The following is a 15,110-nucleotide window of genomic DNA, read 5'->3' as shown; positions in this document are numbered from 1 at the left end:
TATTGCTCAATAAAAATGCCCTTTCAAAAAGGGCATTTTTTATATTTAGGTTCTTATTTGTAAAATAGTACTACTCTAAAACCAATCCTATCTGTCCATCATCATCCAGTTCCGTTTCAACAGATTCATCATCTGATAATTCCGGTTTTTCAGGAATTTCTTCAATGGGTTCTTCGTAAGGAAGTGGATCTAATAAATTCACTTGTTTCAATTTATCAGTTGTCAGCTGATTACCTATGGCTTTGAAACCTTTTACAGCAATAAAATCTTCAACATCAATATGTAAATCTTCTTTCTGAACTCCTTTTACTTTGGCAAAAACCAATTGTGCTACCGGACGATAATCTGTCGATACAATTTCTAATTGTGAATTTGGATGCTCGGTAATAAAACTTTCTTCTTTATTTTCATTTTCAACCAGGAAACGTTTTAAGAAATAACGTTCTTTTTCGCCATCATAATAAATAGCAGAAATTGGTTTTTTAGGTTTCCATTTCTCCAGAACAATCATATCTTCATCAAAATGAGTTGATAATTCAGGAATAATAACTTTCAATTTCCCCGATTGATTAATGATTAAAATTTTATCACTTGGCTTAAATTCACCAAGCAATTCACCTCTGGCATCTACGTTCAAACGTTTGACGGTTTCATCGAACCACACTTTTCTTGGCAGTAAAGTTGAAATTCCTTTCTCTTTTAGTTCAATTTTTTTGATCGGATATTTCGTTACCAGATTTCCTTTTGAAGCACGCCCTTTTATCGCTAAATTGGCAAAATCAATGTCAAATTTCAATTTTTTAATAGTTCCAACCTGACGTAATAAAATGGTAATCACTTCAGCTTCACCATTTGGATTATGCGAAAAGTAAACTACCTGCGAACCTGCTTTTTCATTGGTCAGATCGTACGCTTTATCACGCGTTACACCAGAAACATTGAAACGTTTGATATAAGATGGACCGGATTTTCCGTCACGGTAAATCATGTTGTAAATGGTACGTTTGTCACTTTTGTCAAAAATCGCAAGATGAATAATATCTTTACCCACAAAAGTTTTGGCATCAACCTTTGTAACGAGCATTTTTCCGTCACGTAAAAAAACAATTACATCATCAATATCAGAACAATCGGTAACATATTCGTCTTTTTTCAAACTGGTTCCTACGAAACCTTCTTCGCGATTTACATATAGTTTTGTATTACGCAAAACTACTTTTGTAGCCTCAACATTATCAAAAACACGAAGTTCTGTCTGACGTTCACGGCCTTTACCGTATTTCTCTTTTAATTTCGTAAAATAAGCAATGGCAAAATCAGTCAAATGTTCCAGATTATGCTCCACTTCTTTCATTTCATCTTCTAACTTTGCGATAAAATCATCGGCTTTGTCAGAGTCAAAACGGGTAATACGAATCATAGGAATCTGAGTCAATCGCTGTAAATCTTCGTCATTGATTTCTCTGACGAATGATTTTTTGAAAGGCTCAAAACGGTCGTATAAATATTTGTAAAGCGATTCCCTGTCAGAATACAATTTGAAATCAATGTACATTTCTTCACGGATGAATATTTTCTCCAAGGTCGAGAAATGCCATTTATTATTTAATTCCTCTAATTGAATTTCTAATTCCTGACGAAGCAAATCTACTGTTCTGTGAGTGGAGATTTTCAACATTTCAGAAACTCCAATAAACAATGGTTTATTGTCTTCAATCACACAGCCCAAAGGTGCTACCGATGTTTCGCAAGCTGTAAAAGCAAACAAAGCATCAATAGTTTTGTCCGGAGAAACACCTGGGAAAAGGTGAATTAAAATCTCAACGTCGGCTGCCGTATTGTCTTCAATCTTCTTGATTTTGATTTTACCTTTATCATTGGCTTTCAAAATACTGTCAATCAAAGTGGTGGTATTGGTCGAAAACGGAATTTGCGTTATCACCAAAGTATTTTTGTCTAATTGTGCAATTTTAGCACGAACACGTACACGCCCGCCACGCAATCCGTCATTATAATTGGACACATCGGCAATACCCTGCGTCATGAAATCAGGGTATAAGGTAAAGGCTTTTCCTTTTAAGATCTTGATTGAAGCATCAATTAGCTCATTGAAATTGTGAGGTAAAACTTTTGTTGAAAGTCCTACTGCGATACCTTCTGCTCCCTGTGCTAAAAGTAATGGAAATTTTACTGGAAGATTGTTAGGTTCTGCACGACGGCCGTCATACGAAACGCCCCAATCGGTAATTTTTGGAGAATATAAAACCTCCAAAGCAAATTTTGATAAACGTGCCTCGATGTAACGGGAAGCTGCAGCTCCATCGCCTGTTAAAATGTTTCCCCAGTTTCCCTGACAGTCAATCAATAAATCTTTTTGGCCAATTTGCACCATCGCATCACCAATACTCGCATCTCCGTGTGGGTGATACTGCATGGTGTGCCCTACAACATTGGCAACTTTATTATAACGGCCATCATCCAGCTCTTTCAAAGAGTGCATAATACGACGCTGAACTGGTTTGAAACCATCTTCGATCGCAGGAACTGCACGCTCCAGAATTACATACGAAGCATAATCCAAAAACCAGTCTTTGTACATTCCCGTTACTTTCGTAATAACGTCTTCTCCTTCCTCTTCCTGATTTTCGTAAAAATGCTGTCCTTCAAAATGCTTGGTGTCTACGTCGATAATTTCGCCATCTCCTTCCTGATTTTCATCAAGTGGATTCTCATCTGAATTATTCTCTTCGTCGTTTGGAATTATGTTATCGTCTTCTTCGTCTTTCATTTATTTTGATTCCGAAATTATTTATTTAACTTTAATATTCTCAATTGTATTTTTACTCTTTTTATAATTTTTAATTAGAAAATAAGTGATTGTAAAACTTACAATAAACACAATGCTTCATAAATTAGTTTCTTCTTTTCCATTTTTATATTTCTTCCAATTCATCAATCTCCACCTTCAAATTCTTGATAATAAATTCTTGTCTGTCCGGTGTATTTTTTCCCATATAGAAAGACAATAATTGCTCAATCGAAGTGTTTTTGTCCATCATAATTGGGTCTAATCGAATGGTTTCTCCAATAAAGTTTTTAAACTCATCCGGAGAAATCTCTCCCAAACCTTTAAATCTGGTGATTTCTGGTTTTGGTTTCAATTTCTCGATAGCGTCCTTTCTTTCTTCTTCCGAATAACAATAAATGGTTTCTTTTTTATTTCGAACCCTGAAAAGTGGTGTCTGTAAAATGTACAAATGCCCTTCTTTGATTAATTCCGGGAAAAATTGCAAGAAGAACGTAATTAATAACAAACGAATGTGCATTCCGTCGACATCGGCATCGGTTGCGATTACGATGTTATTGTAACGTAATTTTTCCAGTCCGTCTTCTATATCCAAAGCGGCTTGGAGTAAATTGAATTCTTCGTTTTCATATACGATTTTCTTTGTCATTCCATAGGAGTTCAAAGGCTTACCACGTAAACTGAAAACCGCCTGTGTATTTACATCTCTGGATTTTGTTATAGATCCGGAAGCCGAATCTCCCTCGGTAATAAAAAGCGTACTTTCTAAGTTTCTTGGATTTTTTGTATCTGGCAGATGCGCACGGCAATCTCTTAATTTTTTATTATGAAGATTGGCTTTCTTTGCACGATCTGTCGCCAGTTTACGAATTCCTGATAATTCTTTACGTTCACGTTCAGCCTGTAGAATTTTGCGTAATAAAGCTTCTGCCGTTGGCGGGTTTTTATGTAAATAATTGTCTAATTTGTTTTTTACAAAATCATTTACAAAAGTACGAACTGATACTGCCGGTGTTCCGTCATCAGAACCCATATCGGTAGAACCCAGTTTGGTTTTGGTCTGAGATTCAAAAACAGGTTCCATCACCTTGATGCTAATTGCACTCACAATCGATTTACGAACATCTGAGGCTTCGAAATTTTTGTTGTAAAACTCACGTATGGTTTTTACAATCGCTTCTCTGTAAGCTGCTAAATGCGTTCCTCCCTGAGTTGTGTTTTGACCATTTACAAAAGAGTGATATTCTTCACTATATTGTGTTTTACTGTGTGTTAAAGCAATTTCAATATCATGATCTTTCAAATGAATGATGGGATATTCTAAATCTTCAGCAGCTATGGTTTCTTCTAATAAATCTCTAAGACCATTCTCTGAAATGTATTTTTCGCCATTAAAAATAATGGTTAAACCATTGTTTAAGTAGCAATAGTTCTTCACCATTTTAATTACATATTCCATACGGAATTTGTAATTCTTGAAGATTGTTTCATCTGGCGTAAAAGTTACTTTTGTTCCTTTTCGTTTTGTGGTTTCAATTATATCTTCTTCAAGAACCAAATTTCCTCCTGAAAATTCTGCTGCTTTTTGCTTTTCATCACGAACAGATTCTACACGAAAATAATTAGACAAAGCATTCACCGCTTTTGTCCCGACACCATTCAAACCAACTGATTTTTGGAAAGCTTTAGAATCGTACTTTCCACCTGTGTTCATTTTCGAAACTACATCAACGACTTTTCCTAACGGAATTCCACGTCCGTAATCACGAACTGAAACCGTTTTGTCTTTGATTGTGACTTCAATAGTTTTGCCCGAGCCCATTACGAACTCATCGATACAGTTGTCTAAAACCTCTTTTAAAAGAATATAAATACCGTCATCCGGTGAAGATCCGTCTCCCAATTTTCCGATATACATTCCGGGACGCATACGAATATGCTCTTTCCAATCGAGTGATCTAATATTATCTTCGTTATATTGATTTTGCTCTGGCATAAATGAATTTGGATTTTTGGCTAATGTACCATTTCTGCATAAAAAATGAAAGCGTATTATTTTAAAGTTATTAATAAAATGACCTTAAAAAACAGAATTCACTTGTTTTAAAAAATAGTAACCGTTAAAAATATAAAAAAATGATTTTGTAACCAAAAATCAAAGTCAGATTCCGAGTACTTGTTTTGCTAAAGCAATCATTTCAGGCGTTCCTGTGGTTTTATTTTTTTCGTCAGAAAGTTTTACAACGCCTTGCCAATGCGTATTGTCAAGTTTAACTTCGGTGAGTTTTATAACCATATTCATCGATGGCAGGCCGACATCATTGGTGAAATTGGTTCCGATTCCAAAAGACATCTTGATTTTGTCTTTACAAAAATCGGAGATAACTTTTACCTTATCAAAATTCAATGAATCTGAAAAAACAATTGCTTTAGATTTTGGACCAATTCCCATTTTGATGTAATGAGAAATTACTTTTTCTGCAAATTCTACCGGATCACCGCTATCATGCCTAACGCCATCAAAAAGTTTGGAATACTTTTTATCAAATTGACTAAAAAATATATCTGTTGTGTAAGTGTCTGTGAGCGCAATTCCGAGATCACCTCCGTAAACTTGTGTCCAATGTTCCAGACTGATTGAATTGGCCATTTTAAAGCCATATTGTGCGGCATGAAACATAAACCATTCGTGTGCATGAGTTCCCAAAGGGCGCTTATTATTGATCATGGCAAAATGGACATTGCTGGTTCCTAAGAAACTTTCTGCACCATTAGTTCTTAATGTTTCATTCACTAAAGAATGCACATCGTAAGAATGACGTCGTCTGGTTCCGAATTCTAAAATAGAAACACCCATTTTGTTATAACTGTCAATTTTGTTTTTGGTTACTTCTTTTATAGCATCGTCATTTAGACGAATTAAATGATTTGATTTATAAAAAAGCTCTGAAATTAAAGACATCAAAGGTACTTCCCATAAAATAGTACGATACCAATACCCTTCAATTATAACATTGAGTTCTGAATCTTCCTGAGTAATTTGAACTTCTGACGGATCGTAACTGTAACCCTGAAGAAAATCTAAATAAGTGGGATCAAGATAAGGACAATAATGAGATAAATATTTTTTTTCGTCTTTAGTTAACCTCAGATTGGCCATTGTGTCTAAAGACTTTCGAAGTAAATCTGCAAAACCTGATGGAAAAATATGTTTGCCACGATTGATAAAACCATAACGAACTTTTGCTTTTGGAAAAAGTTTTATTACAGCATGCTGCATCGTAAATTTATAGAAATCATTATCTAAGATTGATTTCAAAAAAGTTGGTTCCATAATTCAATTCGCTATATTTTTTCAAATCACTAATTGCTAAGATACGCCAATTTGGTAAAAGACGAAAATAATGTAAAAAATCAACTATGCTAACAATGACTACTTTAAAATTACTTTAAAAGAAGCAATACTATTTGTGTCCAGAAAGAATGTAATATAATCACCGATAGTATTATCAAAAACAACCTCAAATTCTAAACCACTTCTTTTCGGTTTTGAGTTTACTATTCGAACAGGTTGATTTTTTTTGTTTAAGTAATAAAACGGATCTGTTTTTGAAATTTTTTTAATCACAAAAGTTATTTTAGCACCTTTATTGACTTCAATTATTCCAGATTCTGGTGCTATGATTTTATGGTCACCTGCGATTGTTTTGTTATAAATTAAGGGTCCATTTAGAAACTCATCCTTGTTTAATTTATGACCAAGAAAAGAACCTGAGTCAGGAAAATGTTTTGCAAAAAAATAATCTGGTTCTGTATCAAAATAGACGGGATCAAAATTCATTACCATTCTGCCTTTATTGTTATCATAATAGCCTTGTCCCCAAGTAACATCAATTAAACGCCATTTTCCATCAATTAAAGAGATATTCCAGGCGTGATTTGAATTCGTGTTTTTTCGGCCAATGTCAACCAATCTTGTTTTTGAATCGCCTCTGATAATCTCTGATTTAATTCCAACTAATGCAGTTAAATGCTGAAATAAAAGGGTAAAGCCTTCACAAACTGCTTTTTTAGATTTAAATGTCTTTTGAAGTGAGTTGTTGTTAAACTCTTGTATCTTTTTTTGTTTTTCAGCTTCAGTACGATAAGAAAAACTTTGTGTTTTTGTGGGATTTAAAAAAGAATCAAAATCATACTTTATATTAAAAGCTATCCAACTATAGATAGCTCTAGCTTTGTCATAATCTGAATTAAAATCTTTTTCTATTTTTTCTGCTAATGCTTCAGGATTATCAAAACTTTTAGGATATTTTAAAACGATATTGTCAACTGCACTATATTTTTGAGAGTAGGAGGTATGCAGGAAAATAATATTTAAAAAGATAAAGGCAAAAACGAATTGTCTTATTTTCATTAATTAAAACTGTTTTTTACAATTGTTTTTAGTTCATTATCGAATTCAGGATTTGAGATTTCATTTTTTTCCAAATCGAAATTTGCATTGAAAGAAGGCAATGAAAAAAGTCCTTTTACCTGAGCGCCATATCTTGGGAAAGCAGTTTTTGCAATTTCTAAAACTGAAGCACCGCCTCTGGCTCCCGGAGAAGTTGCCATAAGAAGCATTGGTTTTTGCTGAAAAACATCTTTGGCAATTCTGGAACTCCAATCGAACACATTTTTAAAAGCAGCCGAATAATTTCCATTATTTTCTGCTAATGAAACAACAAGTATGTCGGCACTTTCTATTTTTTTTAGAAATGATTTTGCAATTTCATGCTGACCAATTTCTTTTTCTAAATCAACACTGAACAAAGGCATTGCAAAATCATTCAAATCTAAAATTTCTACATCAGCATTTTCAAAATGACTGGCCGCATAAGCTGCTAAATGTTTATTGATAGATTGTTGGCTGTTACTTCCCGCAAAGGCTATAATTTTCATGGTTTTAATTTTTATTAAAAGTAATAAATTAAATTCAGTAAAATAAAAGTCCAAAAAAGAATCACTCTTTTTTGGACTTTTTATGATTTTAACTAATAAAATTTGTTTTAATTTTGTTCTAATTCTTTTAGCGGATGATATCCAAAAAGGTGGTGTTCCTTTATTATTTCAGCTACTCCAGATGGAAGCATAGGTTCCCAGCCGGATATTCCCTGACTAATCATTTTTAAAACTTCGCGAGAGAAAACATTTAAAATGCCCGGATCATAGTCTACAATGTCAATTACTTTTCCGTTAAATTTAAAGAATTTATACAGTTCTTTCATTCTTGGATGAACTTTCAGGTTTTCAGAAGTAATAATTTCACCATCTTCACCCAACATCGGATATAAAAATACTTTCATGTCGCGGAAGAATAATTTTCCAAAAGCCTCTAGGATTCCACCACTTAAATGACGGTAATACTTCTCATCAAATATATCAACTAAATTGTTCACACCCATCGCCAGTCCCATGCGGGCTTTGGTATAATTAGCAAAATATTCAACTACTTTATAATATTCCTGGAAATTAGAAATCATTACAGTCTGACCCAATGAGCAAAGTAATTCGGCTCTGTCCATAAAATCCCGTTCGTCAATTTCACCATCTGAGCGTAAATTCGAAAGTGTAATTTCAAAAACCACCAAGGTATTGTCTTTTTCAACCTTGTTTTCTTCGAGAAACATTTTTAATGATTTCTCATACATATCAAGGTTAACATTTGTAACCGGACGGAAACTTCCTCTAAAAGCAAGAAGGTTTTTTTTGTATAGGACAGCAGCGGGTAAAACATTTTTTCCTTCAGGATTAAACATCACGGCATCAGTCATACCGTTTTTTACCAGTTGTAAACTCATCAAACGATTGTCAACATCAGCAAAACGAGGACCTGAGAAATTAATAGTATCTATTTCCAGCTGGTCTTTATCAAGGTGATCGTATAAATAACGAAGTAATCGTTTAGGATCATTGTATTTGTAGAAAGCACCATAAATGAGGTTAACACCTAAAACGCCAAGTGTTTCTTGTTGTAATCTGGCATCAGTTTCCTTAAAACGAATGTGCAGGATGATTTCGTTATAAGCTTCATCAGGTTCTATCTGATATCGTATACCAACCCAGCCATGGCCTTTAAATTGTTTGGCAAAATCTATTGTGGCTACAGTGTTGGCATAACTAAAAAAAAGTTTATTTGGATGTTTTTCTCTGCTTAAACGTTCTTCAATTAGCTCTCCTTCAAAGGTTAACATTTTTTTGAGTCGGTTCTCAGTCACATATCGGCCATCACCTTCTATGCCGTAAACAGCATCACTAAAATCTTTATCATAGGCAGACATTGCTTTTGCAATTGTTCCGGATGAGCCTCCGGATCTGAAAAAATGTCTGACAGTTTCTTGTCCTGCGCCAATTTCAGCAAAAGTTCCGTAAATATTTTCGTTTAAATTAATGCGTAGTGCTTTGTCTTTTATAGAAGGAATCTGAGCGATGACCTTGTCACCTTTGAGTTTTATTTCTGTACCCATTTTATTTTAAATAGATTTGTTACAAAGTTAGTAAATTAGGTTTCTAATGAAAGAGAAATAATCCCTATTTTTGTAAAAAAAACAAGTTCAATTGAAGATCTATTTTTTAGGTACCGGCACTTCTCAGGGTATTCCCATTATTGGGATTGATCACCCTGTTTGTAAAAGCACAGATGCTAAAGATAAAAGGCTTCGTGTGTCCATTTGGATCACATGGGACGACCATTCGTATGTTGTCGATTGCGGCCCTGATTTCAGGCAGCAAATGCTTTCTTGCGGCTGTCGAAAACTCGATGCAATTTTATTTACGCACGAACATGCGGATCATACAGCAGGTTTAGATGATATTCGTCCCTATAATTTCAGACAAGGCGAAATTCCGGTCTATGCACATCAGCGTGTGATTGATAATTTAAAAAAACGCTTTGATTATGTTTTTGAAACCGTAAATAAATATCCCGGAGCACCAAGTGTAAAAACTATTGAAGTAGTCAATGACAAGCCTTTTGCAATTGGCGATAAAATGGCTATCCCAATAAATGTAATGCATGGAAATTTACAAGTTTTTGGCTACAGAATCGATGATTTTGCTTACTTAACAGATGTGAAAACCATCGAAAAAGCTGAAATTGAGAAATTAAAAAACCTTAAAATTTTAGTTGTGAACGCCTTGCGGGTAGAACCTCACTATACTCATTTTAATTTGCAGGAAGCACTTGATTTTATAAATTTGGTCCAGCCTGAAAAAGCTTATTTAACACACATCAGCCATGTTTTAGGATTTCATGAAGAAGTACAAAACCAACTTCCTGATAATGTTTTCCTGGCTTATGATAACTTAGAAATTACAATTTAAATTATACCATAAAATGAAGAAATCCTTAATGCTCTATCTTTTTCTATTAGCAATACTAATGAATGTTTTTACTTATATGTTTTATAGCAGAGAAATAAAATTTGAGCAAGAAAGATATGATAAAACAACGAAGAGACTAAGAGATAGTATAAGTACAGTTTCAGCAAAATTGGCAGAATCAGATTATTTTTCATTAGAAAATAATGAAAATGCCCAAAATTATTTTGATAATAGTGCTTCAGGTGGAAAATTTATTCAATACGAAAAATTGATTCCGGTGGTAAAGGAGAAGTTATTAGACTTAAATGCAAATCCTATTGGTAATCCTTACACAGGACAAGATAAAATTGGAGATAAAAAATTTATTATCAACAAAGTAAAGATTTTAAACCACAGATGGATTATTGCTGATTACAGTAATGGTGAAATTTGGGGAGAAGTTTTATTGAAATATTTTGTAAATGATGATGAATCAATTGATTTTGAAGTAAACCAAACGTTGTTATATCAGAAGTAAATTAACTAAGGGCTGTTATCATTTTATCCAGAAACTGTGATAACAGCCTTGAAAATTAAAATTATTCCGCCAGCCAACTCTTAAAATCAAAGAAATTCTGAGGGGAAACACCGTGTCCAACAGGATATTCTTTATAAATAACCGGAATATTTAATTTCTCTAAAATAGCAGGCGTTTTTCTGGCCCATTCAATTGGAATAACTTGATCTACAGTTCCGTGTGAAGCGAATATTTTTAGGTTATTAAAGTCGTTTCTCTCGTAACCTCCTTTAATGATTTCGTCATTAAAATAACCGCTCATTGCTACAACTCTTTGAACTTTTTCAGGATATGAAAGTGCAACCGAATAACTTAAAATAGAACCCTGACTAAAACCAATTAATGTTATATTACCTGGATCAATTGGATAATTCGCAGCCAATTCATCTATAAATTTTGCGATTAAATCACGAGATGTTTTCGCTTGCTCATTATCTGAAAATTTATTCTGGTCAGCATCAAAATTAATGGCATACCAGGCATAAGCTCCATATTGCAAATCATAAGGCGCTCTTGCAGAAATGATGTAATAATTATCAGGTAGTTCAGTCGCAAATGAAAACAAATCGGCTTCGTTGCTTCCGTATCCGTGCAATAAAAGCAATACAGGATTTTTGTCTAATATAATTTTTGGTTCTTGTATTTTATATTCTAAAGATAGCTTCATTTTTTAATTGTGAATTGTAAGTTGTGAAATGTAAATGGTTGGAATTAACTATCCTATACTTTTAAACCATTTTTGAAATAGATCTCCCACTAAAGGAATTGGTCTTGTCTGACCCTGAATGGCACTGAAAATTCCGTATGTCCATAAAATAGAAATGCAAATCCACATTGGGAAAGTGATAAAAAAACTATCGAAATTACTGATTATAGCTCCAAAAGATATAAAAGACAAAGACAATCCTAATGCCTGACGAATATGAAAAGAAGCAAAACTATTTTTATTTTCAGCGTTCATTGACATGGCAATCAAAACACCAATAATTAAAATATAACTGGTTATGGCAATTGATTTTCCCTCTTCTATTGAATTATTCATTTTATTATTTTGTAATAAGTTGATTTTGATTTAAAATTCCGTAAACCGAGCCTTTAATTTCAGTTCCTAAAAAAGCAGAATTTTTAGATTTTGAAAGAATGTTTGCTATAGTAAAAGTAGACTTTCCTTCTGGATTAAAGAAAGTAAAATTGGCTTTTGAACCTTCAGCAATTGAATAATTTTCAATTCCGAAAATTACTTTTCCTAATGTTAGTTTTTCGATTACAGTTTCTAAAGGCAAAACCGTAAGCAAAGCTCCAAAAGCGCTTTCTAGACCAATAGTTCCGTTTTTAGCTGTATCAAATTCCATTTTTTTAAATTCAATATCAATTGGATTATGATCCGAAGTGATCGCATCGATAGTTCCGTCTAAGACCGCATTAATAAGTACTTTTCTGTCAGACTCAGTTCGCAATGGAGGTGTAACTTTAAAACGTGTGTCGAAATCTTGTAGTTTTTCATCAGTTAAAACCAAATGATGAACAGAAACGCTGCAGGTTACTTGTAAACCTTTTGCTTTTGCTTCTTTAATTAATTTGACTGATTTTGCTGTAGAAATTGTCGGAATATGCAGTTTTCCTCCAGTATATTCCAGTAAAAATAAGTTACGGGCAATTTGTAATTCTTCAGCCAAATTAGGAATTCCTTTTAAACCTAATCTTGTCGAAACAATTCCTTCATTGGCTACTCCGTTTCCTTTGATATTGGCATCCTGTGAATAGGAAATTACCAAACCATCAAAATCCTGAACATATTGCAGTGCTATTTTTAGCAGATTGGCGTTATCAAGACTTTTATTGTAGTCTCCAAAAGCGATGGCTCCGGATTTTTTCATATCAAACAATTCAGCCATATCTTTTCCTTCGCTGCCTTTCGTTAAAGCACCAATAGGAAATAGTTCTGTTGCAAAACCATTTGCTTTGTTTTTTACAAAATTTATCTGTGATTGATTGTCAATTACAGGGAAGGAATTAGGCTGTAAAGCAATACCAGTAAAGCCACTTTTTGCAGCAACATTTAAGCCGTTTGCAATCGTTTCTCTTTCTTCGTAACCTGGTTCACCAAACGAAACACTGCTGTCAAACCAACCTTGAGAAAGATGTAAATTGTCAAATTTTACTTCGATTGTATCATCAATGTCAAGAATAGAAGTTCCTATTTTTTCTATTAAACCATCTGCAATTAAAAGATCAACAGTCTGTTTATGAAACGGACTTTTTGAATCGATAATTTTGGCGCTTCTGATGATTATTTTCATATGTAGATAAATTTATTATGTAGTAAAATCTTAAAATGATTTTTGTAAAAGTAAGATGTCTAAAGAAATCTAAGTTTTACTTTACAAACTTTATAATTACCATTTCTAATGCTAAAAATAACAGTGCAAAGATAACAAACCATTTCCAAATTTGATTGTCTGTGCGTTCAGTTTGTAAGGTGTTAAATATGGTCGAAATTGTATCAGCGGTTTTAAAATCAGAAATTACGTTTGTATTTACGGGATTCAAATTGCTTTCGCTTCGTTTGTAATTAAAACTGAGGTTTTCAACCGGTTCTTTTTTATCAAAAATACTATAATTTCCAGCTGTTTCAGGAAAATCATTGAAGGTTAGTTTGACTTTATTATTCAATATCTGCTGAATCGGAATAAACGAATCATCATTTCCTTTTACTTCTAAAATTGCATCTTTGCTCAATAGAACATCCACAAAATAAGGCTGATTATTACCAATTGTCAAGGCATTAACACCTGTTTTTTGATTATTTTGTCCCATTTTATAAAAAAGAGGAACAATTAAAGGAGACTGCTGAAAGTTTGAATTTGAAGTATTTATTGGTCCTGAAAAAATAGTTATTCCTGCAATAGGATCTTGAATCATGGTTACAAAAACACTTTGGTCTTCATAAGATAGAACCGCTGGATACGGACTTGAAAGCTCAAAAGAACTGTTTGTTTTCGGATATTGAAAATTTGCTATTTTGTTTTCAAAAACCCCTGAAAATAATGGATGATCAAAGTTGATTTTGGTAATTAGCTTACTTTTATTTTCAAGGTTTTTAAACTGAATTTTTCCGAAATTCCCTAAAAATGAATTTAGATTTGAAACTGAGCTTTTCTCAGAAGGGATTACAACCAAATTTCCGCCCTTATGAACAAATGCTTTTAAAGTAGTTTGCAGAGCCTGTGGAACCTCAGTTAGTTCATTCAGAATAATGGTGTTTTGCTTTTCTAAGCTATTATAATCTAAACTGCTTAACGAATAATTGTTATAATTGAATTCGGCTGAAGTATAAATTCTCGATAAGAAATTGCTTTTATCTGGTTCTCCGATACTGATAACATTTGTTTTTTTAGCTTTCGTAATACTAAAGAATAATTTGTTGTCATAAGTCAGACCATTATCTTCAATAGTTACATAACCATGAAAAGCCTCTTTTGGAATTGTAAAATTGATTTTCTTTTTCTTTGAATCAAAATTGATAATCGTTTTGGCAATTAGTTTCTTCTGATTGTACAATGCCATCGAAATGGGTTTGAAATCTTCACCGTATGCGGATAAATTAATTCCTATTTCGTAGAAATTTTCTAAAGTCTGATTAATAAAAATGCTGTCAATAGAAACATTATTTTTTTGTTCAGCTTTCGGAATAATAAAATATGGTTTTTCTTCAGAATTGATATTTTTTACATCTTTTTCTGTTAAGCCAACAGCATCAGTAATAATAACAATATCTTTTTTATTTGATGATTTATGCGCTTTTATCTTCGCCATTATTGCCGAAAGTTCAAAAGGAGTTGCACTGTATTTTAGATTTTGAAGATTACTTTTAGAAGATTTGATATCTGTATTCCAGAGGTTTTCTGTATTGGATAACAATGAAAATTGAGTAGTTTCGGGCGTATTTTCTAATAATTCCTGAACAGCACGTTTTAATAATTCGCCCTTTTTGCCTTTAGCCTGCATGCTAAACGAATTATCCAGTACAATGTACATTTCGTTTGCTGCATTTTTACTGTCTTTGGCTTCAAAAAAAGGCTGGGCAAAAGCTAAAATAGCGCAAGTCAATAATAATAAACGCGTTGTTAATAATAATCTTTTTTTGATTTTTGAACTTTTACGAGTCTGGACAGTAAGTTCTTTTAAAAAGCGGACGTTTGTGAAATAAGAGGTTTTAAAACGGCGTAATTGAAATAAATGAACCAAAATAGGAACAATCAATAAGAACAGAAAGTATAGAATTTCAGGATTTTTAAAATGCATTCAGGCTTTAATTTATTTCACTGTGTTTTTTTCGCAAAGATACTCGTCAAAAATACAAATTTTTACTTAATCATTATAGCT

The 15,110-nt window shown here is 33.1% G+C and carries 12 protein-coding genes; 2 read left to right on the top strand and 10 right to left on the bottom strand.

Features of this window, described 5'->3' with window-relative positions; translation table 11 throughout:
* Positions 1-70: 70 nt before the first annotated feature.
* The 6 genes from ACEN2I_RS10040 to ACEN2I_RS10015 form a co-directional block, all read right to left on the bottom strand.
* Entirely contained in the window at positions 71-2,788 is a 2,718-nt protein-coding gene (locus tag ACEN2I_RS10040; RefSeq protein ID WP_441765970.1) for a DNA gyrase/topoisomerase IV subunit A, read from the bottom strand.
* Between the two features lie 145 nt (positions 2,789-2,933).
* Positions 2,934-4,802 carry a DNA topoisomerase IV subunit B gene (locus ACEN2I_RS10035; protein ID WP_441765969.1) on the bottom strand — a complete coding sequence of 623 codons (1,869 nt, stop codon included), beginning with the start codon at positions 4,800-4,802 and terminating at the stop codon, positions 2,934-2,936.
* Positions 4,803-4,967: 165 nt separating this feature from the next.
* Positions 4,968-6,140: a nicotinate phosphoribosyltransferase gene (gene pncB / locus ACEN2I_RS10030; RefSeq protein ID WP_441765968.1), complete on the bottom strand. Its 1,173-nt coding sequence runs from the start codon at positions 6,138-6,140 to the stop codon at positions 4,968-4,970.
* Between the two features lie 99 nt (positions 6,141-6,239).
* Positions 6,240-7,220, bottom strand: a complete 981-nt coding sequence (locus tag ACEN2I_RS10025; RefSeq protein WP_441765967.1) for a transglutaminase domain-containing protein — start codon at positions 7,218-7,220, stop codon at positions 6,240-6,242.
* On the bottom strand, positions 7,220-7,747 hold the full coding sequence (locus ACEN2I_RS10020) for an NADPH-dependent FMN reductase (RefSeq protein ID WP_441765966.1): 528 nt from the start codon (positions 7,745-7,747) through the stop codon (positions 7,220-7,222). The genes ACEN2I_RS10025 and ACEN2I_RS10020 overlap by 1 nt, the downstream gene beginning before the upstream one ends.
* A 107-nt stretch (positions 7,748-7,854) precedes the next feature.
* Positions 7,855-9,312, bottom strand: a complete 1,458-nt coding sequence (locus tag ACEN2I_RS10015; RefSeq protein WP_441765965.1) for a TonB-dependent receptor — start codon at positions 9,310-9,312, stop codon at positions 7,855-7,857.
* A 91-nt stretch (positions 9,313-9,403) separates the two neighbouring features.
* Between ACEN2I_RS10015 and ACEN2I_RS10010 the strand changes: the two genes are divergently transcribed.
* Positions 9,404-10,168 (top strand): MBL fold metallo-hydrolase, encoded by a 765-nt coding sequence (locus tag ACEN2I_RS10010; RefSeq protein ID WP_441765964.1) that lies wholly within the window; start codon positions 9,404-9,406, stop codon positions 10,166-10,168.
* 13 nt (positions 10,169-10,181) lie between these two features.
* Complete coding sequence (locus ACEN2I_RS10005; protein WP_441765963.1) at positions 10,182-10,685, top strand: hypothetical protein; 504 nt, start codon at positions 10,182-10,184, stop codon at positions 10,683-10,685.
* Between the two features lie 61 nt (positions 10,686-10,746).
* Here the strand turns inward: ACEN2I_RS10005 and ACEN2I_RS10000 are convergent, their stop codons facing one another.
* The 4 genes from ACEN2I_RS10000 to ACEN2I_RS09985 all read right to left on the bottom strand — a co-directional run bounded on the left by ACEN2I_RS10000 (position 10,747) and on the right by ACEN2I_RS09985 (position 15,029).
* Entirely contained in the window at positions 10,747-11,391 is a 645-nt protein-coding gene (locus ACEN2I_RS10000; protein ID WP_441765962.1) for an alpha/beta hydrolase, read from the bottom strand.
* 48 nt (positions 11,392-11,439) lie between these two features.
* Complete coding sequence (locus ACEN2I_RS09995) at positions 11,440-11,766, bottom strand: hypothetical protein (protein WP_441765961.1); 327 nt, start codon at positions 11,764-11,766, stop codon at positions 11,440-11,442.
* Positions 11,767-11,770: 4 nt separating this feature from the next.
* Positions 11,771-13,024, bottom strand: a complete 1,254-nt coding sequence (locus tag ACEN2I_RS09990; protein ID WP_441765960.1) for a dihydroorotase — start codon at positions 13,022-13,024, stop codon at positions 11,771-11,773.
* Positions 13,025-13,100: 76 nt separating this feature from the next.
* The gene (locus tag ACEN2I_RS09985; RefSeq protein WP_441765959.1) at positions 13,101-15,029 is read right to left on the bottom strand and encodes a BatA domain-containing protein; all 1,929 of its coding nucleotides are present in this window, start codon (positions 15,027-15,029) and stop codon (positions 13,101-13,103) included.
* Between the last annotated feature and the right edge of the window lie 81 nt (positions 15,030-15,110).

Source organism: Flavobacterium sp. W22_SRS_FK3 (assembly GCF_052113665.1).
Taxonomy (GTDB): domain Bacteria; phylum Bacteroidota; class Bacteroidia; order Flavobacteriales; family Flavobacteriaceae; genus Flavobacterium.
This window is presented reverse-complemented; position numbering and strand designations above follow the sequence as displayed.